The organism is Mesorhizobium sp. LSJC280B00 (assembly GCF_000502835.1).
In the GTDB taxonomy this organism is placed as follows: Bacteria; Pseudomonadota; Alphaproteobacteria; order Rhizobiales; family Rhizobiaceae; genus Mesorhizobium.
Genome location: NZ_AYVL01000019.1, coordinates 1 through 24,109 on the forward strand (window position 1 = coordinate 1; position 24,109 = coordinate 24,109).

At 61.8% G+C, this 24,109-nt stretch carries 19 protein-coding genes; 17 read left to right on the forward strand and 2 right to left on the reverse strand.

Going from position 1 to position 24,109, the window contains the following annotated elements:
• Positions 1 to 893: 893 nt before the first annotated feature.
• Complete coding sequence (gene tssH, locus X773_RS63120; RefSeq protein ID WP_031212155.1) at positions 894 to 3,644, reverse strand: type VI secretion system ATPase TssH; 2,751 nt, start codon at positions 3,642 to 3,644, stop codon at positions 894 to 896.
• Positions 3,645 to 3,876: 232 nt separating this feature from the next.
• Positions 3,877 to 4,107, reverse strand: a complete 231-nt coding sequence (locus X773_RS78245; protein ID WP_245274763.1) for a hypothetical protein — start codon at positions 4,105 to 4,107, stop codon at positions 3,877 to 3,879.
• Between X773_RS78245 and X773_RS63125 the strand changes: the two genes are divergently transcribed.
• From X773_RS63125 to X773_RS63195, 17 genes are read left to right on the forward strand one after another with little or no spacing between them, the layout of a single operon-like run.
• Complete coding sequence (locus X773_RS63125; RefSeq protein ID WP_245274762.1) at positions 4,042 to 5,160, forward strand: type VI secretion system ImpA family N-terminal domain-containing protein; 1,119 nt, start codon at positions 4,042 to 4,044, stop codon at positions 5,158 to 5,160. The genes X773_RS78245 and X773_RS63125 overlap by 66 nt on opposite strands.
• A gap of 6 nt (positions 5,161 to 5,166) precedes the next feature.
• A complete protein-coding gene (gene tssB, locus X773_RS63130) occupies positions 5,167 to 5,703 on the forward strand; it encodes a type VI secretion system contractile sheath small subunit (protein WP_023678574.1) in 537 nt (178 codons plus the stop codon).
• Positions 5,704 to 5,705: 2 nt separating this feature from the next.
• Positions 5,706 to 7,208 carry a type VI secretion system contractile sheath large subunit gene (tssC, locus tag X773_RS63135; RefSeq protein ID WP_023678575.1) on the forward strand — a complete coding sequence of 501 codons (1,503 nt, stop codon included), beginning with the start codon at positions 5,706 to 5,708 and terminating at the stop codon, positions 7,206 to 7,208.
• Positions 7,209 to 7,254: 46 nt separating this feature from the next.
• A complete protein-coding gene (tssD, locus tag X773_RS63140) occupies positions 7,255 to 7,716 on the forward strand; it encodes a type VI secretion system tube protein TssD (RefSeq protein ID WP_023678576.1) in 462 nt (153 codons plus the stop codon).
• On the forward strand, positions 7,703 to 8,458 hold the full coding sequence (gene tssE, locus X773_RS63145; protein WP_023678577.1) for a type VI secretion system baseplate subunit TssE: 756 nt from the start codon (positions 7,703 to 7,705) through the stop codon (positions 8,456 to 8,458). Before tssD ends, tssE begins: the two co-directional genes overlap by 14 nt.
• A gap of 1 nt (position 8,459) precedes the next feature.
• Positions 8,460 to 10,334 carry a type VI secretion system baseplate subunit TssF gene (tssF, locus tag X773_RS63150; RefSeq protein WP_023678578.1) on the forward strand — a complete coding sequence of 625 codons (1,875 nt, stop codon included), beginning with the start codon at positions 8,460 to 8,462 and terminating at the stop codon, positions 10,332 to 10,334.
• Entirely contained in the window at positions 10,298 to 11,359 is a 1,062-nt protein-coding gene (gene tssG, locus X773_RS63155; protein ID WP_023678579.1) for a type VI secretion system baseplate subunit TssG, read from the forward strand. Before tssF ends, tssG begins: the two co-directional genes overlap by 37 nt.
• Complete coding sequence (gene tagH, locus X773_RS63160) at positions 11,356 to 12,831, forward strand: type VI secretion system-associated FHA domain protein TagH (RefSeq protein WP_023678580.1); 1,476 nt, start codon at positions 11,356 to 11,358, stop codon at positions 12,829 to 12,831. The genes tssG and tagH overlap by 4 nt, the downstream gene beginning before the upstream one ends.
• Before the next feature lie 3 nt (positions 12,832 to 12,834).
• Positions 12,835 to 13,290, forward strand: a complete 456-nt coding sequence (gene tssJ, locus X773_RS63165) for a type VI secretion system lipoprotein TssJ (RefSeq protein WP_023678581.1) — start codon at positions 12,835 to 12,837, stop codon at positions 13,288 to 13,290.
• 39 nt (positions 13,291 to 13,329) lie between these two features.
• Positions 13,330 to 14,664, forward strand: coding sequence for a type VI secretion system baseplate subunit TssK (gene tssK, locus X773_RS63170; RefSeq protein ID WP_023678582.1), 1,335 nt, complete (start codon positions 13,330 to 13,332; stop codon positions 14,662 to 14,664).
• A 4-nt stretch (positions 14,665 to 14,668) separates the two neighbouring features.
• Positions 14,669 to 15,991 carry a type IVB secretion system protein IcmH/DotU gene (icmH, locus tag X773_RS63175; protein WP_023678583.1) on the forward strand — a complete coding sequence of 441 codons (1,323 nt, stop codon included), beginning with the start codon at positions 14,669 to 14,671 and terminating at the stop codon, positions 15,989 to 15,991.
• 1 nt (position 15,992) lies between these two features.
• Positions 15,993 to 19,529, forward strand: coding sequence for a type VI secretion system membrane subunit TssM (tssM, locus tag X773_RS63180; protein ID WP_023678584.1), 3,537 nt, complete (start codon positions 15,993 to 15,995; stop codon positions 19,527 to 19,529).
• Entirely contained in the window at positions 19,511 to 20,056 is a 546-nt protein-coding gene (tagF, locus tag X773_RS63185; RefSeq protein ID WP_031212156.1) for a type VI secretion system-associated protein TagF, read from the forward strand. Before tssM ends, tagF begins: the two co-directional genes overlap by 19 nt.
• Complete coding sequence (locus tag X773_RS73755; protein ID WP_023678586.1) at positions 20,056 to 21,141, forward strand: DUF2169 domain-containing protein; 1,086 nt, start codon at positions 20,056 to 20,058, stop codon at positions 21,139 to 21,141. Before tagF ends, X773_RS73755 begins: the two co-directional genes overlap by 1 nt.
• On the forward strand, positions 21,138 to 22,148 hold the full coding sequence (locus tag X773_RS63190; RefSeq protein WP_023678587.1) for a hypothetical protein: 1,011 nt from the start codon (positions 21,138 to 21,140) through the stop codon (positions 22,146 to 22,148). Before X773_RS73755 ends, X773_RS63190 begins: the two co-directional genes overlap by 4 nt.
• Before the next feature lie 10 nt (positions 22,149 to 22,158).
• Entirely contained in the window at positions 22,159 to 23,232 is a 1,074-nt protein-coding gene (locus tag X773_RS73760; RefSeq protein ID WP_023678588.1) for a PAAR-like domain-containing protein, read from the forward strand.
• Entirely contained in the window at positions 23,232 to 24,107 is an 876-nt protein-coding gene (locus X773_RS63195) for a hypothetical protein (RefSeq protein ID WP_156937387.1), read from the forward strand. Before X773_RS73760 ends, X773_RS63195 begins: the two co-directional genes overlap by 1 nt.
• Positions 24,108 to 24,109: the final 2 nt, after the last annotated feature.

A 24,109-nucleotide genomic window follows, 5' to 3' on the forward strand; every position in this document is an offset into this window, starting at 1 on the left:
AACACGGGCTGCGCGGCGGACACGCCGACGTCACCGCAATGCCACGCCATTTTGCAGAACTTGACGCACACAACTGTTGAGGCTCCACAAATTAGATAGGGGCAACGTAACCCATTTTGTTAAATTGGTAACGACGCATGAAAAGGCCTACAATTCACTCCAGCCGGCAGAGCCACTGACACCCGGTAAGGCCCGGCGGCACGCTGGTTTCCCAATACTGTCGGGACGGCCTATCAAAGTTATGCACCGCTGCAACCAACGTGAAACGCTATCGAACCAACACCCCCCAACCGGTAAGCGCCACGAGCCGCCGGCCAACGACGAAGCAGGCTATTTCGAGTTCTGCCCCGTTTGTGGCCAGACGTTCGACAAGCGAAACGTTAATGAGGTGCTGCATCACTATCTTCCCGACCATGAGCCGTTGAAGTCAATGGACAGGTAACCAGCCTTCGACAGATGACTCCAGCATCCAAGATCGTGATCGGTCCTCAACGCGCGCCGGTGCTTCGAATCTGCCCGCGCGACCACCTTTCGCCACATTCTTTTTGACGCCATGCATCGGCTTGGCAAGTGTGATGAGTGCCGTTCGACGCACACCTGGTCTGCACTTGCCAGGATTGCTGCGATTGTAGCTGAAGATCACGTCGGACCCCGCAATGCCTGAAATACGCATCGGAACGATCTACACATTGCGCCCTAGGCTGGTAACCCGTCACGGGGTGATCACATAGCCCTGGGCGCCCACTTTCCGTGGGCGCTGACCCGCGCCGGCGCAACTTCCTTCGGCTTGCGACCGAGCCCGATGGACCTGGCCAGTGCCGAGCAGAAGCGGCGTAGACCCATGTTGCAAACTAATCGAGCGGGCTAACCTTGCTCTGTGGCGCTCACGCTCCTTATTCGAAGGAATAGGTGAACGCTTGGCCAGCGGCGCCAACCGTCACCTTCGTCATCTTTTCACCAGCGAGCGACCGGTTCAGCACGCCGCGGCTCAGTTCCGGAAGAAGCGTGTTGGTCAGAATTGCGTCAATCATCCTGCCGCCCGATTCGATTTCCGTGCAGCGGGCCTTGACCAGATCCATGACACCGTCGCCGATTACCAATTCCGCATCGTTGGTCGCACGCAGCCGGCGAGCTATCTTGGCGAACTGGTGACGGGTGATCGCTTCGATCATCGAATCCGAAAGCGGAAAGTAGGGGATGGTCACCACCCGGCCGAGAAAGGCCGCAGGGAAGACTTTCAGCAATGGGCTGCGTAACGCGGCGTCCAGTTCGTCGAGCCCTGCCCGGACCGCACCATTCCGTGTCCGGTCCATGATCACTTCTGAGCCGACATTCGACGTGAGAAGGATCAGAGTGTTCTTGAAATCGATGCGTCTACCTTCACTGTCGTCCATCATCCCTTTGTCAAAGACCTGGAAGAAGATTTCGTGCACGTCCGGGTGCGCCTTCTCGACCTCGTCGAGCAGGATCACCGAATAGGGTTTGCGTCGCACCGCCTCGGTGAGAATTCCTCCCTTGCCGTAGCCGACATAGCCGGGCGGCGCGCCCTTCAAGGTAGAGACCGTATGCGCCTCCTGGAATTCAGACATGTTGATCGAGATCAGGTTCTGCTCTCCGCCGTAAAGCGTTTCGGCCAGTGCCAAGGCGGTTTCGGTCTTGCCGACGCCCGAGGGGCCGCAAAGCAGGAATACACCCACCGGCTTTTCCGGAGCGCCGAGACCGGCGCGGCTGGTCTGCACGCGCTTGGCGATCATCTCCATGGCGTGATCCTGTCCGACAACGCGCTCGGACAGAGTGGCCGCGAGCCGCAGCGCCTTCTCGGTCTGACTCGACAGCATCCGCCCCGTCGGGATGCCCGTCCAGTCCTGGACCACGGCCGCCACGGCGTTGCGGTCGACCGATGGCAGGATCAGCGGTGTTTCGCCTTGCGCCTCGGCCAGTTCGCTCATCAGTTCGCGCAGCCGAGCGAGATCGGCAGCCGGATCGGGAGGAGAAGTACCGCCTCCCGCCGGAACCTTCGTCCCGGCGTTGGACCGTTCGGTCTCCGGCAGGTCCACGCTCGCTGTCTCAGTGGCGGCCTCCTGCCCTGCCACGGCATCGAGAGGCACGCCGTCACCGCGCAGCCTGGCGCGCAGTTTCAGTATCTCGGCCACCAGCGCCTTTTCGCGCTCCCAGCGCTGTTGCGCGGCTGCTAGCGTGCGTTCGGTCTCGGCAAGCCCAGCCTCGACCCGTGCCTGCCGCTCAGCCACCTCGATGCCGATTGCAGCCTCGCGGCCGATGATGCCGCGCTCGACCTCCAGCGCCTGGCGACGGCGCATGATGTCCTCGACCTCGGCGGGCGTGGCGTGCTGCGATACGGCGACGCGCGCGCAGGCGGTGTCGAGAAGGCTGACCGCCTTGTCCGGCAACTGCCGCGCCGGGATGTAGCGATGCGACAGGGCGACCGCCGCGTCGATCGCCTCGTCCAATATCTGCACCTCATGGTGCTGTTCCAGGACGCCGGCCACCCCGCGCAACATGAGAATGGCCACCCCTTCCGACGGCTCGTCGATCTTTACCACCTGGAAGCGGCGGGTCAGCGCCGGGTCTTTCTCGATGTGCTGTTTGTATTCCGCCCACGTCGTTGCCGCTATCGTGCGAAGCTCGCCGCGCGCCAACGCCGGTTTGAGCAGATTGGCAGCGTCGCCGGTTCCGGCAGCACCACCGGCGCCTATCAGGGTATGGGCTTCGTCGATGAAGAGGATGACCGGCGCCTCGGACGATTGAACCTCGTCGATTACAGCCTTCAGCCGCTTTTCGAATTCACCTTTTACGCTTGCGCCTGCCTGCATCAATCCGACGTCGAGCATGCGCACGCTCACTCCCTGCAGTGGGGGCGGCACATCGCCTTTGGCGATGCGCAGAGCAAAACCCTCCACGACTGCAGTCTTGCCGACGCCCGCCTCGCCGGTCAGGATCGGATTGTTCTGCCGGCGTCGCATCAATATGTCGACAATCTGCCTGATCTCCGGATCGCGGCCGACGACCGGGTCGATCTTTCCGTCGCGGGCGCGCTGGGTCAGATCGGTGGCATATTTGGCCAGTGCCGAATCCCCGCCCGAAGCCCGCCGCGGCGCCTCTGTCGCGGTGACCGTCGGCGCAGCGCCGGCTTCGAGTGAGCCCTCCGTAACATCGGCGAAGCGCGCCACGACGGCGTCGGCGTCGATCTTGTCGAACTCGCCGCTGATCTTCGACAGCAGGCCTTCCAGCACCGGTGTCTTCAGGCAAGCAAGCAGAACATGCGCGCTGCGGACCTCCTCCACGCCGAATTCCAGTGTTGCCAGATTCCAGGCCTCCTGGATGGCGTGGAAGATATGGTCGGAAAACTCTTCGATCGAGGTTGCGCCATAAGGCAGCTTGTCCACCGCACGCGTCATATCGGCCGTAAGTCGGCCCGCATCCAGTCCCGCATCGGCGATCATCATTTGCACATCCGAGCGGTCGGAGAGCACCAACTGCTCGATGAAGTGGACGAGTTCGACGTAAGGATTGCCGCGCAGTTTGGCACTGTCGGCCGCTGCCTTGAAGGCGCGCAACCCTAGAGGATTGAGCTTTCCGACCAGTTCCTTGCGCTTGAAACTCTGCGATGACCGGCGCTGTTCCATCGAACGTGCTCCTGCACTCTGCAAGTCGATAACCTGCCACATAAGCAGCCGCTTGACAAAGTACAGGATGAACAAAGGTTTCGATCCCCGATTGTGCGGGCTCCCATCATTGGTGGAAGATCCTGCGTCGCCGGCTGCAAACAACCACGAGCCTGACATCCCAGGCACGACATTTCCGGTCCAGGGCTCGGCAATCACGCCTTTCGGATTCCACAATCAAGACAAGGCTGCATTAGCTTTTGTTAATTTTTTCCGCACTCGCTGAATTGTGGAAAAGCGCAACCGTGTGATAACGTAGGGGCAGGTCGGCCTCAGGGCCGGTGACTGGGGGATCGGTGTGATCGACGTCGCACTCTGGCTTGCTCCGCTCGACGGTGAAAATCCGTCGGGAGAGGATTTGCGTAACGATCCGGCGTTTCACGAACTGGAGCGCCTGACGGAGCCCCAGGTCAAGGTTGTCCATGACGGCAACAACAGGCCGGTCTCGCAAAGCACCATTCCCGTCGACTGGCCAGCAGTGCTCACCAAGGCCGAGGAATTGCGCGCGCGTGGTCGCGACCTGCGCCTGATTGTCATTGTCACCCGCGCACTGGCCAACGAGCAGGGACTGGCCGGCTTGGCGCAGGGTCTGACGCTTATTGGGCGGACATTCGACCAGCATTGGGAATCCATGCACCCGGCGCTGCGGCCCAACACGTCGCCTCGCGAGGCCGCCTTGCGCCGCATCAACGCGCTGCTCGATCTTCAAAATGGTCAGGACGGGCTGCTGGCCAACCTGCGTCAGATGACTTTCTTTGCGCCACGCTCGATCGGGCCGGTCAGCGGACGCGACCTGGAACACGCTGCACTCGACGACCGCGTCATGCTGCAAGAAGCAGCGTCAGGATTGAATGCGGCCGAAAAGGCAGCGCTTGTCAGTGCGCACGGACAACTGTTGAACCGGGTTCGTGCCGGGTGCGCGGCACAGGCGGATCAAGCCAATGAGGAAATGCAGTCGCTCATCGCCGATGCGCGCGCGGCGGTCGCGGCACTGGATACGGTCGAGACAGCCCTCAATGCTCGCCTTGAAGGCAGCGGCGGGACCACCATTCCGGAATTAAAACGGTTCCTGCAGCGTTTGCTGACAACCCTCGAGCGCAACTCGGCTGCCGGCGCGATGGCGAATGGCTCGGCAAAGCCGTCCCCTTCGCCTGCAGAACCGGTAATGCCTGCCCGAAACGGTCATGGAGCCGATACAATGGCAAGTGTGGCTAGCTACGCGGACTCGAGCACCGGACTCCCCGACCGGATTTCTTCGCGCGACGACGTGGTGAAATGCCTGGACCTCGTCGTCGCCTTCTATGACCGTACCGAACCGTCGAGCCCGATTCCCCACCTCGCCCGCCGTGTGCGCCGGATGGTGCATATGGATTTTGTTGAACTGATGGAAGACCTCGCCCCGTCGGGACTGAAGGAGTTCCGGCTTCTTGCCGGCGTTCCCGATGCCAAGAAGACGGCTCAGAAGGATGAAAGGTAGCAAGCAATGCCAGCCGAAAGCAAAGCCAAGGTCATCGAACGAAATCGCGCGCCGCGGGTGCAGATCGCCTATGACGTGGAAACCTATGGCAGTCCAACGACAATCGAGCTGCCGTTTGTCATGGCCGTCATGGCCGATCTTTCGGGGGCTTCGCAGACGAAGGAAGCGGCCAAGTCGGTGCTGGACCGCTCCTTGGTCGAGACCGATGCGAACCGGTTTCCGCGTTTCATGGAGGCACTTGGACCACGCGTGAAAGCCCGCGTGAAGAATACGCTGCCACAGGCTGAAGGCGCCGAGCGGGACGAGGAGCTGGCGCTCGACCTTACCTTCACCAAGATGGGCGATTTTGCGCCGGACAAGATTGCCGAACAGGTGCCGCAATTGGCCGAAATCCTCAAGATGCGCCGCCAACTCGAGGAACTTCTCGGCTTCATGGACGGGCGCGTCGACGCCGAAAAGCGCATTGCGCAACTGCTGAACAATGAACCGCTTCTTGGCCAGATCGCCAGCCAGGCACTGGCGGACGACAAGGCAGGGGAATGACCATGGCCGAACAGCAAAAAACCGCCGCCGTCGCCGAGGCGGAAACCATCGATCTTGGAGAATTCAGCGGGCTCCTCGAGAAGGATTTCAAGGTCAAGAAGGACGACAGCGAAAAGCTGCAGCAATTGGTGCGCAATCTCGCACTTGCAGCGCAGACACGTTCCGATACCACGACCATCTCGTCGAATGCGATCAAGTCGATCAAGTCGCTGATTGCCGGAATCGACAAGATGCTTTCCGAACAGGTCAACGAGATCCTGCACGCGCCGGAAGTGCGCGAAATGGAGGGCACATGGCGTGGCCTGTGGTATCTCGTAAACAATACCGAGACGGATCAGAAGCTGAAGATCCGGGTGATGAACATCTCCAAGGAGCAGCTGGCCGACACGCTTGAGGATTATGAGGGCCAGATGTGGGATCAGAGCCCGATCTTCAAGAAAGTCTACACGGACGAGTATTCGATGCTTGGCGGCGAGCCGATCGGCTGTGTGATCGGTGCCTACGAATTCTCCAACCACCCGCGCGACGTCGGTCTGCTGCGCAACATCTCCGGCGTCTGCGCCTCAGCGCACACGCCTTTTATCGCAGCTGCCTCGCCTCGCCTGTTCCGCATGGATAGCTGGCAGGAATTGCCGAATCCGCAGGACCTGCAGCAGATCGTCTCCAACCCCGCCTATGCCTCCTGGCAGTCGCTGCGCGAGAGCGAGGATGCACGCTACATCGGCCTGACCATGCCTCGCGTTCTGGCGCGGCTGCCGTATGGTACCGATACCGTTCCGGTGAAGGGCTTCACCTTCGAGGAGGAGGTGCATGGCGACCACAACAAATATGTCTGGATGAACGCTGCCTTCCCGATGGGCGTGAACATAAACCGCAGCCACAAGCTCTATGGCTGGGGTACGCAGATCCGCGGCGTCGAAAATGGCGGCACGGTCCTCAACCTGCCAGTGCACAGCTTCCCGACCGATGATGGCTCGATAGCGATGAAATGTCCGACGGAGGTCGCCATCGACGACCGGCGCGAGGCGGAGCTGGCCAAGCTCGGCCTGATGCCCATCCTGCATCGAAAAAACACCGATCTCGCCGCCTTCATTGGCGCGCATTCACTGCAGGACGACGAGACAAGGGCGGGACGGCTGGTCGACCCCGATGCGCAGGCCAACGAGCGGCTGAGCGCCAACCTGCCCTACCTTTTCCCGGTCTCGCGCTTTGCCCACTACCTCAAGGCGATCGCGCGCGACAAGGTCGGTTCGTTCAAGGAGCGCTCCGACATGCAGATCTGGCTGACCGAATGGATCAACCGGTATGTGCTGGCCAACCCGGCCTTTGCCGACGACAAGGCGCGCGCCAAGCGCCCGCTCGCCGCCGCCGAGGTTCAGGTGGACAGCGTGGAGGGACGCCCAGGCTACTACAATGCCCGCTTCTATCTGCGCCCGCATTATCAGCTGGAGGGTATCAATGCCTCGCTCCGGCTGGTTTCGGAACTTCCGTCCGTAAAGACTTGATTTGCAGCAACAACATCTCGGTTTTTGAAAGCGGTGGAGAAAGACAATGCCCACAAATACGAAGATTGATGGCTTTCTAAAGGTTCCGGATATCAAAGGTCCAAGCACTCGTGATGGCCATGAGGACGAAATCGAAATCCATGGCGTCGATTACAAGATGATCGCACCCTATGATCCAAACTCGCTCTCGCGCCGCGGTCGTGTGTCCTTGGGCATGATCAAGTTCACCAAGCATTATGACAAGTCCTCGCCCTACCTGAAAAAGGCGCTGTTCGAAAACAAGGCCCTGGACGAAGTCGTGTTTTCGGCACGGCGGACCATTGATGGCGAGACCAAGGATTACCTGGTCGTCACACTCACCGACGCCTCGATCATGGAATACGACATGTCGCAGGCCGAGGATGAGGAGGACCTGATCGAGGAAGAGGTCAGCTTTGCCTACAAGAAAATAAAGTTCGTCTACGACGACAACGACGAAATCGAAATGGATGTCTATGTCGGCAAGTGAGGCCCGGCGGCCCGGCGCGGACAAGTCGCTGGGTAGCGGCAGCTCGCGGGCAAAGCGCGAAGCCGTCCAGCCCTCTCTATGGGACCGCCTCGTAAACGATCTGCCGGGTATGACCTCCGAGATAGACGGGCTGCGCCAGGCACTGCAGGACGAGCTTGGCGCGGAGCGGCTGGACAATCTTGTTGCGGCCAGCGCGCGGCTCATCGACACCGACGCGGAGTTGACGGCCGACCAGAAGCGGCGTCTGCATCGCCTGGCCTTTCAGAGCCAGCACCGCGCTGAAATCGAAAGCCGCGGCGTGGTGGTGTCGGCGCGTGTGCTCAAGGAAGCCGTGCGGCGCGATGTCGAGGCTTTGTTCAATACCGAGCGCTTCGAGGCCGTTCCGCTTCTTTCCGACCTTGAAAGCGAACAGGCCACGGACAACCCACCGTCGCTCGCCGATTTTCCGGAGGTGCGTCGCAGCGTCGTCAATTACGGAGTGCCTTCCTTCTCGGGCCGTTCTTCCCGCGACTTTGATCGCGAGGCCCTTGCGCGCGAGATCCGCTCGGTGCTTGCCACCTTCGAGCCGCGTCTCAAGGACAGTACAACAAAGGTTGCGGTAACCCTTGGCGACAAAACCGTGGGCCTGAAGATCGAGATAGATGCGGTGTTGATCATGACGCCCACGCCCGAACGCATGCGCCTGCGCACCACGATCAATCTCGATAACGGCTTGGCTCGGACCGAATTTAGGGAAGCCTGAGATGGACCGGGTCTTCGTAGAATATTACGAGGAGGAACTGACCCATATCCGCGCGCTCGCGGCAGAATTTGCCGACATGCATCCCGCGGTGGCGCGCAACCTTTCACTCGATACGGTCCCCTGTCCGGACCCTTACGTCGAGCGGCTGCTTGACGGCGTTGCTTTCTTGGCCGCGCGGACCCGACTCAAGGTCGATGCGGAACGCTCGCGTTTCTCGCGCGCCGTCCTTGATGTTCTCTATCCCGATCTTGTCACGCCGGCGCCGGCAACGGCCGTGGTGGTGTTCAAACCCGGCCAGCAGGTCCAGACAATGATTGGCGGCCATGTCGTCAAACGCAATACGCGTCTGGTTTCCAGCCTCCAGCCAGGCCTGTCGACGCGTTGCACGTTCACCACCGCCCAGGACACCACGCTGTGGCCGATTGCCATCACCTCGATCGGCTATTTTCAGGATCGCAGCGCCTTGGCTGCAGCCGGCATCGCGCGGATCGGCGGTGTGGATGGCGAGGCGGCGCTTCGCATCACGCTGGCTCGTACCGGAAAAGGCAAGCTCGACGAACTGTCGCTCGACCGGCTTGATCTCTACTTTTCCGCGCGCACCAAGGCACCACTGCTTTTCGACGCGATCTTCGGCGCCTGCGCGGCCGTTGGTGCACGGCCGGAAGGCAAGGCCAACCCGATATCGCCGTTGCCGGTACCTGAAATGGTCGGCATCAACGATGACGAGGCGCTGATGCCTCGTACACGTCCGACCTTCGAAGGGTACCGTCTTCTGCGCGAATATTTCATGATGCCGGAGCGCTTTCATTATGCTCGGGTTTCGGGATTGCAGCCCATCGTGCGCACATGCACAGCCGAACTCGAGATCATCTTCATCTTCAGGCGTCCGGTGCCTGAAGTTGCCGATGTGACGGCGGCCGATTTTGAACTTTTCGCAACGCCGATCATCAATCTGTTCGAACGTGAGTGCAACGTCGTCGAGCTCGATCCACGCAAGACGCGGCAGGTGCTGCATGCCGACCGCACGAGAGCGCGGGACTTCGAAATCTATCGGGTTATCCGCGTCGAGGACGCCGACAGCGAGGGGAGCGACGCCGCAATCCCGGAGCTCTTCAGCCTGGGACAGAACCGCGGCAGCGGTTGGGTTTATTCCACCGAACGGCGCCCACGCCGCCCGACGGAGGAGGAACGGCGCGACGGCCTCACCCGTACTTCATACACGGGCGACGACGTTTTCCTGGCGATTTCGCGTCCCGCGGAAAGTCCTCCGAACCGGCCGCTGAAGCGCGTCGACGTCGTGGCGCTCTGCACCAACCGCGATCTGCCGATTCTTGACGACAACCCTACCTTGACTCTGGAAGCCGGCGATCCGGTCGAGACGATCCGGCTTCTCGGCGCATTGCGCCCGCCTCGCCCAGCCATCCCCGCAGCGCTGCCGGCGGGCGCGGCGGGTGAATCGCGAGCCGACAATCTCGCCTGGCGGCTTGTAGCGCAGCTCGCGCTCAACTTTCTAAGCCTTGCAAAGGAAGGTCGCGGCGTCGATCCGCTGCATGCGCTGCTTGAGCTTTACGCCGACAGGGGAGACCCGAGCCTCGCCCGCAATGTGCACTCGATCGTGCGCATCGACTCCCGGTCGGTCATCGAACGGCTACAGATCGACGGGCCGATGTGCTTCGGACGAGGCACGGAGGTGACATTGCATGTCGATCAATCGGTTCTGGCGGGGCAGAGCACCTTGCTGCTTTCGGCCTTGCTGGCACGGCTGTTTGCCCGTCATGCCGGAATAAACGGCTTTGTGCGAACCCGCACATGGCTGCTGCAGAAGCAGGAGGATGTGCCATGGCCGATGACGCCCGGCAATCGCTACCTGATCTAGACAAGCCTGGCCGGTCCGAAGAGCTGTCGGATGCATTCGACTTCTTCGAGTTGTTGCGGCGACTCGAACGAAGAGGCGGGCTGTTCGGCTATTCCGGCCCGCCGGAGCGCGAGCCCTCGCGGCTCGGGCAGCATGTCCGTCTCAGCTTTTTCGCCAAGGACTTGGCAGAATTCCGCGAAGCGACTGACAAAGCGCCCGCTCGGGTCACGGTCGCAAACATTGGTCTGATGGGACCTGAAGGTCCGATGCCCCTGCATTTGACGCGCTGGGTACTCGATCGCCTGTCGCAACGCTGGTTCACCGGCGCCGATGCGCAGCAGACCAGCGACACGACGTTCATGGACTTCGTCAACATTCTTCAGAACCGCATGATTGCGCTGTATTACAGGGCGTGGGCGGATGCGCATCCGGCGGTTCAGGTCGAGCGCCCGGTAGGTGGGCGCGTTCGCGCTATGCTTGAAGCCATGGCGGGAATAGGGCTTCCCGGCACCCACAACCCCGAACTGGACGCAGTGAAGCTGCGCCAGGCCGCTTCGCTTGCCAATCAGGTCGACGGCCCCGAGCGGCTGACGCTGTTCCTGGCTGAGGCGTTCAAGGTGCCGGTCCAGATCAGGGAGTTCATCGCTGCCTGGATGACCATACCAGCCGCGCTCCAGACCCGCGTTGGCAAAGCCTACGCAGGGCTCGGTCGGGGAGCGACGATCGGTCCGCGCGTCTTCAACCGTCAAAGCAGGATCGAGCTCCGCGTCGGCCCGCTGGGCTATGAGGAGTTCAAGGCGTTCCTGCCGGGCGGTCAACGCCTCAAATTGTTCAAGCAAGCCGTTAGCGACATGGTCGGCGCATCGCTCGACGTCGATCTGCGCATCGTGCTGGCGCGCGATGCCGTTCCGCCGCCGCGTATTGGAACCGTGCAACTCGCCCGGACCGCGTGGCTTGCGCGGCCCGCTGAAAGGGGCGATGCTGACGACATGCGGCTGCGGACATTAGTCGGCTGGCGGCAGGAAGGGGCGGAGGTCGCGGCATGAGTCTGCTGCTGACGCTGGAGCAAGGGCCACGCACCCAGGCGGTACGGCAGACCCGGCTTGACGAGGGGGAACTGGTGATCGGCCGCAGCGCGGACGCCGGCTGGCAGATCGATGATCCCGACATGTTCGTTTCACGCGCCCATTGCAGGATCACTGGTGGGCGCGACGGATATTTCGTCACCGATACGTCGAGCAGCGGATTGTTCATAGACGACTCCGACAGCCCGCTCGGCGCAGGCAAGTCGACGCGTCTTCGCAATGGCATGCGGCTGAGACTGGGCGATTACATCGTGCATGTCGATCTGCAGACGTCGAGTGCCCAAGCCACAGCAGCAGCCGCAGCGCCGGTTCCGGAGCGCTCACCGCCGGCGTCTCGGGCGCCGGTCAGCATCGGCCGTGACGATTTCTTTTCAGCCGCCGTGGAAGAAGAGCCGCAGCGGCCACGTCCAGCCGAGCTGCCGAACCCGTTCGAGCAGCCGATCCCGGGCGCGTTCGAACGCGCCAATTCCAGACAGCGCAGCTCGCCTGCTTTCGACGACCCGCTCAGCCTCGATCCGATCGCAACACCAGCATCCAAAGGCACCGCAAACTATCCAGAACCAGCCAGCGCACCCAAGCAGACAGACCCATTTGGCCTCGAGTCGGTGTCGTTCCCCAACGGCGCTACGGAGCCTGCGACGGCAAAGCTGCCGGAATTCAACGACGACTTCGGTTTTGGTCCAGCCGCAGCGCCCAACCCGGGAAGCGGCGCCAGCTCAACCGGGCAGCGCGAGCGCGACGCCCTGCCACTGCAAGCGGCCAATCCCTGGGACGTGCCCGTGCGAGGGGCAGATGCCCCTCCCCCAATACGGGCAGGCGCAGCCGCCAGCCCCGCCCGCCAGCCGCCTGCGAGGCAGCACGCCGACATGGCGCTTCGCACCGCATTCCTGCGCGGTATGGGTGTCGCGGAAGCCGATTTTCCCGGGCGCGACGCCGTCGCCGAGATGGAAAAGTTCGGCCGCGAATACCGGCTTATGATGGAAGGATTGATGCAGCTGCTGCGCAAGCGTGCCGAAGAAAAGGGAAATGCCCGCGTTGCCCAGACAATGGTCGGGGCCTCCGAGGTCAATCCACTCAAGTTTCTGCCGACGGTCGACGACGCAATCTTGACGCTCATCGCCGAACGCAGCCCCGGATTTCTCGCCGGCGAAGCGGCTATCGCGGATGCGGTTCGCGATCTGGCACAGCATCACGTGCGCGCCTGGCGCGGCGTGCAGGCTGCCTTGCGGCGGATGGTCGACCGTTTTGAGCCGGCAGCCATCGAAGAAGAGCTGAAATCGAGTTCCGCGATCGGCACGCTGTTGTCGGGCGGGCGCGGCGCCAAGCTGTGGGAGCTCTATCAGAAACGCCATCGTGAAATCGCCGAGAGCGCGGAAAAGAGCTTTCTCGGCGAAATCGGCGCCGATTTTCGGGATGCATATGAGGAGGAGTAAGACATGATCGATCGACGCGAATTTATCGTTGCCTTGGGTGCGACCGGGCTGCTTACGGCCTGTCAAAGCGCCGGGCCGCCAAAACCGTCGGTCATCACCGTGAAGCTGACAGGAGCGGCCGGCATGAACCCTGGACCAGGCGGCGGCGACCGGCCAGTGACGGTGCTGGTCACGCGGCTGCGCAGCACCGGTAAGTTCAACTCCGCCGACTACTTTGCCTTGCAGGGGGATGCCGGCTCGGCACTGGCAGGCGATCTAATCGGGTCCGACCAGATTGCCGTCGGGCCTGGAAAAACCGCGACCAAGACCATTACGGTTGAACCGGATGCGACGGCCCTGGGCTTCGTTGCACTTATCCGTGAGCCTGGCGGGCGAAACTGGCGGACGACCAAATCGGTTTCGCCCGGAGCAAACTTTACGATCAATGTCACACTCGGCAGCGGCGGCATTTCCGCCTGACGGCCAAGGCAAGGGGAGCTCGATGCAGAGAGTAGCCGCATGAGCGATGCAAACAGGGTGCTGTGGTCCGAGGGCCTTTTTCTGCGGACCCAGCATTTCCAGCAGCAGGATCGTTTCTTCGAGGCGACTGTGCGCGGCGCGTTGCAGGCCGGCCGGCTGCATACGTTCGGCTTTCAGCAATTGACCCTGGATAAGGCATTGCTCGATGCCGGCCAGATCTCGATCCTGTCTGCACGAGGCATTTTCCCGGACGGAACCCCCTTCTCCATTCCGGATCTGATGGACGCGCCGCGTCCGCTGCCGGTCTCCGCGGATACAGGCGCCGGCCCGGTGCTGGTCGCCTTGCCGCTCGAGCCGGCGGGCGGCATTGGTTTCGATCCGGCGCATGCGCCGCCCAGCGGTGCGCGCTATCATGGACGGATCGTTTCGGTGCGCGATGCCGTCCAGGGCGGTTCAGACCCCGAAGAAATCGAAATCGCCCGGCCGCAATCGCTGTTGCTTGCACCCGGCAAATCGGTCGGCGGCTACACCGCCTTGCCGATCGCCGACATCAAGGGGGTTCGTGCCGATGGCGGCGTTTCGCTGGACGAGACGTTCCTGCCACCGGCATTGGTTACCGGTGCAGTGGCCTGGTACCGGCAACTGCTTCTGGAAGTCGTCACAGGCCTCGACCAGATCGCCGAGGCGCATGGCAAGATGGTCATGGGCGGGCCAGGGCGCAGCGTCGAAGACCTGTTGATGCTCAACCTCGCCAACGCGGCGCGTCCGCGACTGGCCCATATGCTGGCGCAGGATGTCTTCCATCCGGCCGAACTTTACCTGGAACTGGCCGGGCTTGCCGGCTCGATGGCGACCTACGGCTCGAGCGCGCGGCGACTGGGCGAGCTGCCGGCTTACGATCACATGGCGCCCGGCCCACCGTTTTCGGCGCTGGCGGATGCATTGCGCTCACTGATCCTGAGCCTGCGCTACATCGAGCCGAAATCGCGGGCGCTGCCCGTCATGCGCCATTCGACCAATGTTTGGAAAATCCGCATCGACAATCCGAAGCTGCTGGTGGCCAGCCGGATCGTCATCCGGGTCGGTTCGGAACTGTCGGAGGACGCGCTACGCAAGATATTCGTCAACCAGGCGACCGTAGGCTCGGCGGATGAGTTCGAGGGCCTGTGGAAGTCCCGCCTGCCCGGCATCCCGCTGAAACCGCTTCATTCGCAACCGCGCGAGATTCCTTACGACGGCGATCGGCTGTGCCTTGAGCTCGACCAGAAAAGCGAGCACTGGGCATCGCTGCTCGGTGCCCCAGGCTTCGTCATTGGCGTTTCGGGTGTACTGCCGAGCGAACCGCAGGTGGACTGCTATTCGGTGAACAGGTGAAACCATGAGCCGGGATGATCCTTTCGGACTGTCGGAGGATCGCGAACGCACTCGCATCAGGCTGACCGGCACGCCGATGCCGCGACCGATGGCGGCATCCTTGCCGGGCGGGCCGGTTAAACGCTCGCGCACCCACCCGAACGGCCTTGTCAACGCCTTCGCGCCCCTGCTCGAGTTTGCGCCTGAGCTTGAAAGCGCGCTGCCACCAGAGAATCCGGAAGTGTTACGCACCCGGCTGCTCGAAGAACTGGTTCGGGCACGCGACACGGCAATGGCGGCGGGGTCATCGATGGAGCGGGCCGATCAGGCAGCATGGGTGGTGGCGGCCTTGCTCGACGATCTGGCCCTGAACACGCCCTGGGGCGGGGCCAGCGCATGGCCGCGTCAGCCGCTTGTGGTCATGTTGCGCGGCGACGTCGACGCCGGCACGCAGTTCTTCACACGGCTCGACGAACTGGAACGCCATCCGAACCGCGATCGCGAATTGCTGGAACTTCAGTATGACTGCCTGGCACTGGGTTTTCGCGGCAAGTATCGCGTGCCCGGCCGGTCGGGCGATCGCTCGCTCAATGCCGTTCGTGTGGCCGCGGCACGTTTCCTGCGCGATGCCGACGCCGAGAATGGACCGCTGTCGCCGAACTGGAAAGGCGTCATCGCATCCGACGAGCCGCAGCGCTTCATCGTTCCGATCTGGGTGATGGCCTTGGCCGCGGCGGTCATCGCCACCGCGACCTATGTCGGGCTCTCGATGGGACTAAGCAGCCAGGCGGTGGAGCTTTCAGCGCTGGTCCGCGCATTGCCGCCGCCGACCCGTGGCGACATCAGCCGCGTATCGCCAACCGTCGATGTCCCGCCGCCGGAGACTGTGGATTTCGCGCTGCTGCCCGAATTTGAGGCCGGCGCGCCGGGCAATCTCAGATCGGCTCTGAGCGGCACGGAGAGCGTTTCGCTGGCCAAGCTGGTCATCCAGGCCTCCAATCCCGAACTGTTCCAGTCGTCGCGGCCAACACTGACGGAAGGATTCGAGCCGCTGATCGGCTCGATCGCCAAGGTGATCCTCGCCAATCAGGACCTGATCGGCAACATCACTGTGGTCGGACATACGGACGGCGTCCCTCTGCAAAGAACCAATCCGCTGTCGACCAACCAGCGACTGTCAGAGGCTCGTGCCCAGACCATTGCCGACATGCTGGTACAAAACGGAGTGCCGCAGGAACGCGTCCATTCCGAGGGCCGGGCAGCCACGGATCCAGTGGCCGACGACGGCACGCGCGAGGGCCGGGCCCTGAACCGGCGCGTTGAGGTGCTGGTCGAAAAGAGGCTGTGAGATGTTCATCCTGCGCTTCCTCTGGGCGGTCCTGACATCGCGCTGGCTGTGGACACTGATTGGCATCGCGCTGCTTTGCTTTGTGATCTGGGTATTCGGGCCGATCGTCAGGGTCGGACCCTACGACCCTTTCGCCTCCGACAATGTGCGCATCGTCATCATCGCGCTGCTGGTCATCTTCTGGCTGATCTGGCTGATCGCCGCCCAGCGTCGGGCGATCCGTGCCAACCGTATGTTCGTCGCCGAAATCGCCGCGCCGGCGGTAGAGAAGCCACTCAGCCCCGGCGAAGAGAATGTCGCTGCCGTCGGAGCCAAGTTCGGCGAGGTCATGGCCGAGTTGAAGCGCCGCAAACTGGGCGGTCGCAAGTTCCTGCGCGAGATGCCCTGGTACGTGATCGTCGGACCGCCGGCCACCGGCAAGACCACGGCCTTGCGCCAGTCGGGGTTGAATTTTCCGATCGACCTGACCGACGACCTGCAAGGGGTCGGCGGCACGCGCAATTGCGACTGGTTCTTTTCGGAGAGTGCGGTTCTGATCGACACTGCAGGCCGCTATGTCCAACAGGAGAGCCAACCCGACGTCGACGCAGTGGAGTGGCTGGGCTTCCTCGACCTTTTGAAGAAGCACCGGGGCCGTCGCGCGCTCAACGGTGTGATCGTCGCGCTTTCGATCGATGTGCTTTCGGAGGGCGACGACGCCATCAAGGCGCATGGCCGCAAGATCCGCCGTCGGCTGGCCGAGCTCAACGACCGCCTCGAAATCCGCCTTCCGGTCTATCTGATGCTGACCAAAGCCGACCTGATCAAGGGGTTCGAGGCTTTCTTCGGCGGTTTGTCGACGGCTGCGCGCGAGCAGGTCTGGGGGACTACGTTCGCACTCGACGCGCATGTCGATGCAAAGACCATCGAGCGGGAAATCGCGACGTTAGCAACCGAGCTCGAGCGGCGGCTGGTGCCCCGGCTGGAGGACGAAGACAAGCTTGCTGCCCGCGCCGAAATCTTCAGGTTTCCCGCCCAACTCGCCAGCCTGTCCGAGCCGATCCAGGTACTGATCGAGGCGATGTTCGGCGAAAGCCGGTATGAGGAGGCCGCCTGGCTGCGTGGCCTTTATCTGACGTCGGCGACCCAGGAAGGGGCGCCCATCGATCGGCTGACCGCAGCGCTGTCTGCCTCCTTCGGCCTTCCGCCGCGCCGGGCGTTGGCCGCGCCGCGTGTCGAAAAACGCAGCTTCTTCCTAAAGAACCTGCTCACAGAAGTCATCTTCAAGGAAGCCGGCCTAGGCACCTTCGATCCGCTGGCGCAACGCCGCCGCGCCTGGATCTGGCGTGGCGCGGCCGCCGCATGTGCCGCAGCCGCCCTGCTGGTCAGCGGTCTATTCACCTGGTCCTATTACGACAACCGCAACGCGATCACGGCCCAGGCAAGCCAGTTCGAGGCGCTGCAAACGCCACTGACCTCGGCCGCGGCAAACCCGGCATCCGTAGAACAGCCTGCGATCGATGGCGCCCTCAGTGCGATGGATGAGGTCGCAAATGCCCGCACCCCGCCGCCTGGCGCGGGACAGGATTTGCTGGGGCCATCAGCCTCGGCGGAACTGGTGCGGGCACAGACCGACACTTACGACCATGCTTTGCGCAATGTTCTCGAGCCGCACATGGTGGCGCTGCTCGAGGCGACGATGTGGCGGCAGATCCGCGATCCGGACTTCATGCTTGGCGCGCTGAAGACCTATCGCATGATGACCGGCCTTTCTCAGATGGATCCAGACTTCGCCCAGAGCTGGTGGGTCAACAGTCTGCCTGAATTCGCCGCGGCTGCCCCCTTTCCGACAGCTGACGCCGAAGAGCACCAGCTTGCCGCGATCCGTCGCATGGCGGTTGACGCCAGTTATATCGCTCCGGACCAGGCGCTGGTTGCGGAGGCACTTAAAACCGTCTGCACGATTTCCTTGCCGGCGCGTGCCTATAAACAATTGCTGGCCGACCCGGCGGTGACTGCGCTCAAGGAATGGATTCCTGCCAACTTCGCCGGCCCCAACGGCGCCAAGGTCTTTGCGCGGCGTTCTGACAAGACGCTTAGGGTCGGCATTTCGGGAGCGTTTACCTATGCCGGCTTCCATGACGCCATTCTCGACCGGGTCGAGGATATCGCCGCCCAGGCAGCACTCGACCGGGCGGTGTTCGCCGGCGGTTGCTCGGAAAATTCCGAAACCTCCCTGTCAGCGCTGTCAGAAGATATTCTGAAGCTTTATTACGACGACTACATCGCGCAATGGGACAGCTTCCTGCGCGACATGAGGCTTGCGCCATTGACCGATCTCAACGTCGCCAGTGAGAACCTCAAGGATCTTTCAAGTGCCGACTCCGCGCTGAAGCGCCTGGTCACCGCGGTGGTCCAGGAGACCGAGCTTACGCGATCCGATGAAGCGCCGGCAAACGACAAGGCAGCGGCGGCAGGTGGCTCGAAACTGCTTGGCAAGCTGGGCAAGCTTGGCAAGATCGTAAAAACCGGAGCAAAGCTTTTGCCGCGTGCCGGCTCCGCCGACGAGGTGGATCTTACCGGCAGTCTGGTGGCCGAGCATTTCAAGCCGCTCAAGGGTGCCATCGCCGAGGTCGACGGCCAGCCGCCGGCGCTCGACGCCGCCATTGTCGCGCTCACCGCACTGTCCAACGTGCTGCAGACGGTGACGGCCAATCCCGATCCTCAGGACGCCATCAAGAAACAGGGCGGCCTCGCCGAGCTGACGGGAGCGGTCGCCAGGCAAGCGCAGATCCTGCCCGACCCAATCGATGATTGGTTGGGCGGTATTGCCGGCGATACCAGCGGCCTGACGCAGAAGGCGGTCACCTCGGAGCTCAACGCCATCTGGCGAGCCGATATCCTGCCGTTCTGCCAGGCAGCACTCAACAACCGCTATCCTTTCAGTCCTGACAGCGCCGTCGACGTCAATGTCCGCGACTTCGCCCGTCTGTTCGGGCCGGCAGGGCTGATCGACACCTTCATCAACGACCATCTGATCAGCTATGTCGACACGTCAGCGCAGCCATGGAAATGGCGCGCCGATTTCGGCCTCGACCCGTCGGCACTGGCCGCGTTCGAACAGGCAAGGCGGATCCGCGATGATCTCTTTCCCGGCGGTACAGGCCCGCTGATGAGCTTCACACTCGAGCCGAAGGATTTGTCACCCAACGTCGCGCGCGTGACGCTCAATCTGGATGGCCAGAACCTCGTCTATTATAACAACGCAACGAGGCCGCAGCCGATGACGTGGCCCGGCAAGGACGGCACGGGCGTCATCTCGCTTGCCTTCCAGCCGATCGATGGCTCGCCCGAGATCTTGCTTAACGAGACCGGCAGCTGGGCGTGGCTGAGAATGTTGCGCAGCGGTCGCTTCACCGGCACCTCGCTGTCGGACGTCTACAGCCTGCGCCTGGGCACCAAAGGCATGTACGCCGATTTCCAACTCAAGGCCGCCAGCGTCGAAAACCCTTACAACCTGCAAATGTTCAAGAAATTTTCATGTCCGCCGCAGATATGATCTTGCCCGGCTTTTACGGCAAAATGCCTGCCACCGGCGATTTCGTGACGCGGCGGCTGCCGGGAGATTTTGTTCGCGCCTGGGACCGCTGGCTGGCGCAGCATGTCGTCCCGCTTATTGGCTCGGAATCCTGGCCGCGCGGCACGGCGCTGCGGTTCCTGAGCGGTCCGGAATTTCTTGGCGCATCGGCAGGCGTCATCGTGCAGAGCGCCGACAGAGTTGGCAGGCAGTTCCCGTTGAGCGTCGTCGCGCAGCTTTCCAAGGCTCCCGTCGAGCTTGCATATGCCGATGCATGGTTTGGTGAGATCGAAAAGGTGGCCATCGCCGCCCAAGGCGGCGACCTGACGCCGGATGAATTGGAGGGCGCGCTGGCTCCGTTGCCAGTACCGCAGGTTGAACCGGGCGAAGAGCTCATCGGCGGTGTGGTGATGTGGACGGCTGGTTCCGACATTTTCGACATTGATCCGCTGTCGCCGCAAGCCGCGCTGGAGCAAATCTTTGCCGCCAGTTGGGAGAGGCAAGTCTGATGTTCGTCAGCCAGAACACGACACCGTTTCTCGCCGAGACCTTTCCTTACCAGGATAAGGATTGCGTGAAACATTGTGTGGCTGTCATTCGTGCCACGTTCGATGTCGATCCCGACGGAAACTGCACGCCCAGCAAGGAGCAGTCGCCTTTCGTCTATGCTGATACTCACTATGGCGATCCGGAGGTCACCTCCATTCGCGTCGAGACCGACTTTGCGCCCGTCAAGCCGAAATGCGAGGTTCTGCTCGATGCGATGGCCGTCGCCCCGCAGTGGAGGCAGGTGGAAGCTATCGACGTGCGCCTGGTTGGGCCGGGACTGGACAAGCGCGCGATAGTCACCGGACAGAGACGCTGGTTCCGAGGCGGGCTCGGTATCCAGGCTTCGCGGCCGACGCCGTTCGTTTCAATACCGCTGGCGTGGCACCTTGCCTTCGGCGGCACCGACCGCACCGATCCCGATCCAGCGAAGCACCGCAGCGACGCGGTCAACCCGATCGGCAGCGGCTACCTTGTCGGCCAGAGTAATGTCGATGGCACGCTGCTGCCCAGCGTCGAGCACCCGCAATCGCGAATGCGCATCTGGAACGACCGACCGCGCGCCATCGGCTTCGGGCCGGTGCCGCGCTTTGCCAAGGAGCGCGCTCGCTATGCCGGCACCTATGACAAGCACTGGATGGAGAACGTCCTGCCCTTCCTGCCCCAAGATTTTGACGACCGGTACTTTCAGGCGGCGCCCCAGGACCAATGGTTGGACAAGCTTGGCGAAGGCATGATCTTCGGCTGCCTCGGCATGAACGAAAGCGGCAAGTTCAAGGTGAAGCTGCCAGCGATGTCAGTTGCGGTACGGTTCATGTTCCATGACAGGACCGAGCACAAGGTGGTGGCGCCGGATACGCTGACCATGCTGCCGCATGAGGGGAGGATAGTGCTGGTCGGACGAGCTAGCACAAAGCTGCCTCGGAAGTTTGTGAAACTGCTCCAGGTCCAGGTGGGAAAGGAGCGGGAGCCGATCTTTCTCAAGCCTCATTACGCTGGGCTGAAGGAGGCTGTGGCGGCCTTGGCCGGGATGCGGAAAAAAAGATGACGGCGATTTCCTGTGTCAGTCTTGTCTGCCCTGTCGGCTATACGCCCGAAAGTGCTGCTGCCGCCATGCGGGCGAGTATCTCGGTATTCCAGGAGTTGTTATATCGGGACATCAATGGGCAGCCGCTTCGCGGAGCCAGGGTCGAGGCTGTTCCGGCTGAAACGCGGGGCCGGAGCCGTCTCACGGCTCTGGCCCGACTCGCTGTCGAGCATATCGATGAAAAGATTTCGGCCTTGCTTCCATGGGGCGAGATGCCGTTCCTCCTGTGTACGCGCGACGCCGGCATGCCCGGCGCCCGCATAAATGGCATTCTGTCCGGGCTTGCGGTGCGCGGAGGGGAGCCATTAGTGGGATCGCGCACATTCCAGATCACCCATGGCCAAATCTCGGCTTTTGTTGCGATAGAACAGGCGCGCAAGCTGTTGAACGAGCGCAATGCGGAAGCCTGCCTCATCATGGCGATCGACAGCCTGATCGACGCTCGCTCGCTCAGCTGGCTCGACAGCCGCATGCGATTGAAGACGAGCCAAGTGACGGACGGCCTCATCCCCGGTGAGGCGGCCTGCATTCTGGTCGTCAGCAAACGTCCGATCCTTGAGGGGGCCTTGCGATTGCGAGGGCTGGGCCTGGCCATCGAAACGGCAACCGCCGGCAACGAGGAACCGTTCCGAGCGGATGGTCTCAGCGCCGCGCTGAAAGCCGCACTTCGCGAGGCGGGCGTCCATCTGCACGAAGTTGCTTTCCGCATCAGCGATGTCGGAGGCGAGTCTTACGCATTCGAGGAATTGGTGCTGGCGCAAATGCGCAACATGCGTAAGACGCGTCCGGAACAACCGCTGTGGCACGCGGCGGACTGTATGGGCGATTGCGGATCGGCGGCTGGCCTGATCCAGTTCGCCTGGGCCGAGCAGGCCTTCAGGCGCGCCTATGCGCCTGGCGACCTCGCCGCACTGCACGGCAGCTCGATGTCGTTCGGCGGTCGTGCCGCCGCTGTGGTCTCAGCATGAGGACCGTCAGATGACAAAGAATGTCTTTGCCGGAAAGTGGGAAATTGCAGCCGAGAACGGGATGAACAAATCAATCGCACGCTTCCCCGACGTGTGCATGTCGCCACCGTCGCCACCAGCCGGGCCGATTCCGATCCCCTACCCAAACACCTCGTTTTCGAACACACTCAAATCAGGCTCATCAACGGTAAAGATCGGCGGCAAAGGCGCGGCATTGGCACAGAGGTCGTATTACAAGGAATCCGTTCTGGGAAATGAAGCCGCGACACGGACTTTCGGGGCAGCCGTGATCACCCATCAGATCACAGGCAAGACCTACTTCCAATCGTGGTGCATGGACGTCAAATATGAGGGCAAGAACGTTTGTCGCCACTTGGACATTACCACCAGCAATCATGCATCCGACCCTCCCTCGACGCCTCCAGCCCCAGCGCCGGAGACGCAGACTTTCGCCGAGTCCGAAGCCCTCTGGGACGAAGACAAATGTCCATGTTGCCACGAGCCTCTGCACGAATGGCAAAAGGACGAGAACGACAAAAAGTTTCCATTGATGAAGGAAAGCGACTTCTGGGCAAAGAGACACAGCGAGCTTCCCGCTACTAACGACAAACAGATCAAGGTGCGCGAGCGCTTCAAGAAGAAGATGGATGACATGCTGGCCGCCAAGGCGAAGGCGCGGGCAGAAAGCGCGGCAGGCGGTGATGGCTGTCCGAATGTCCACAAGACGGAAGACGGACCATGCGCCCTCTATTTTGACGTGCCACGCGGTGCTAAATCCAGATACACCAGCCCGCGAACCCCAGGAACGCGTGTGGAAAGACAGGCGAGGAGTGGTCGAAACCATTTCGACGACAACGGACTGAAGGATGCCGCTGTGAAGAAATGGACAGAAGCGAACACGAAGCCAGGTCAACCTCCGCCTGATTTCAAAGGCAAGACGATGCACCACAAAACGCCGATGATGGGAGGCGGATGTGCAACCGCAAACAACGTGTTGCCAGACCAATATTTGAAAGCTTCCTCTGGGGACTGTCAGGACATCGAAGCTTGGCAAAAAGACCTCGAACATCTGACGACGAATTGATGCCTGAGACACACATCAATCCCCACATCTATGATGGATTTCATGTGGATGCATCCCTGGGCGATGAGTTTGATCCAATTTCTGCAATTCGTAGCGAAGATCCATGGACGGCCTACTTAGGTATCCTGAGGGCATGCAAGTCAGGGAATTTTCGCGAGATTGGTCGACTACCTCCTCTGATGACAAAGACGGAGGGATATTTTTTCTGGCGAGCTAGCACTGAAATCATCGGCTATGCCGGCAGCTGGAAAACAATCTCGGGCGCTTTCTCGTACTTCACGCCGCGAATGTCGAATTCTGATTTCCAGTACTTCTTTGCCTCGGCATTGGGCGCATCCTGCAGCCTCAAGGCGGTAACACCGCTACTGCAACTGCATCAGGAGGCGGAAGACGAAGAGGCACGGCACCAGATCGAAAACCACCTCGCCTATTTGCTGGAAGAGGAGGACGGCCCCGTCTGGGACGGCGCCTCGCAGACCCTTGATGTTCCAGACGATGATAATGAGCCACTGCGATTTGTCGTCGACCGGGTGTCATACTTTGACGTGGTCCAAAAAGCTTTCCGAGATGTTGCCGCTACTCAATCGTCAGATACTACCCCAATCTATGAAGGCAAGACGTACGATGTGATTCAGCTTTCCCACAGATTGCTGGACAGGTTGCGATCAGACGACCGCCAATTTGGCCGCATCAATCGTGAACGGGTCGCCTTCGAGGCCGCTACTGGCCTCGATACTCGCTCATTCTACACCGAAAATGGCACTCTCTTGCGCTTGCCGGCCGCGGCAATCATTGAAGACTTTCTCGACAGCGGCGACGTCAACCGTTTCCGTGCGGGACAGCGCTATTTCTTTGGCCACCCAATTCCTGAGTGATA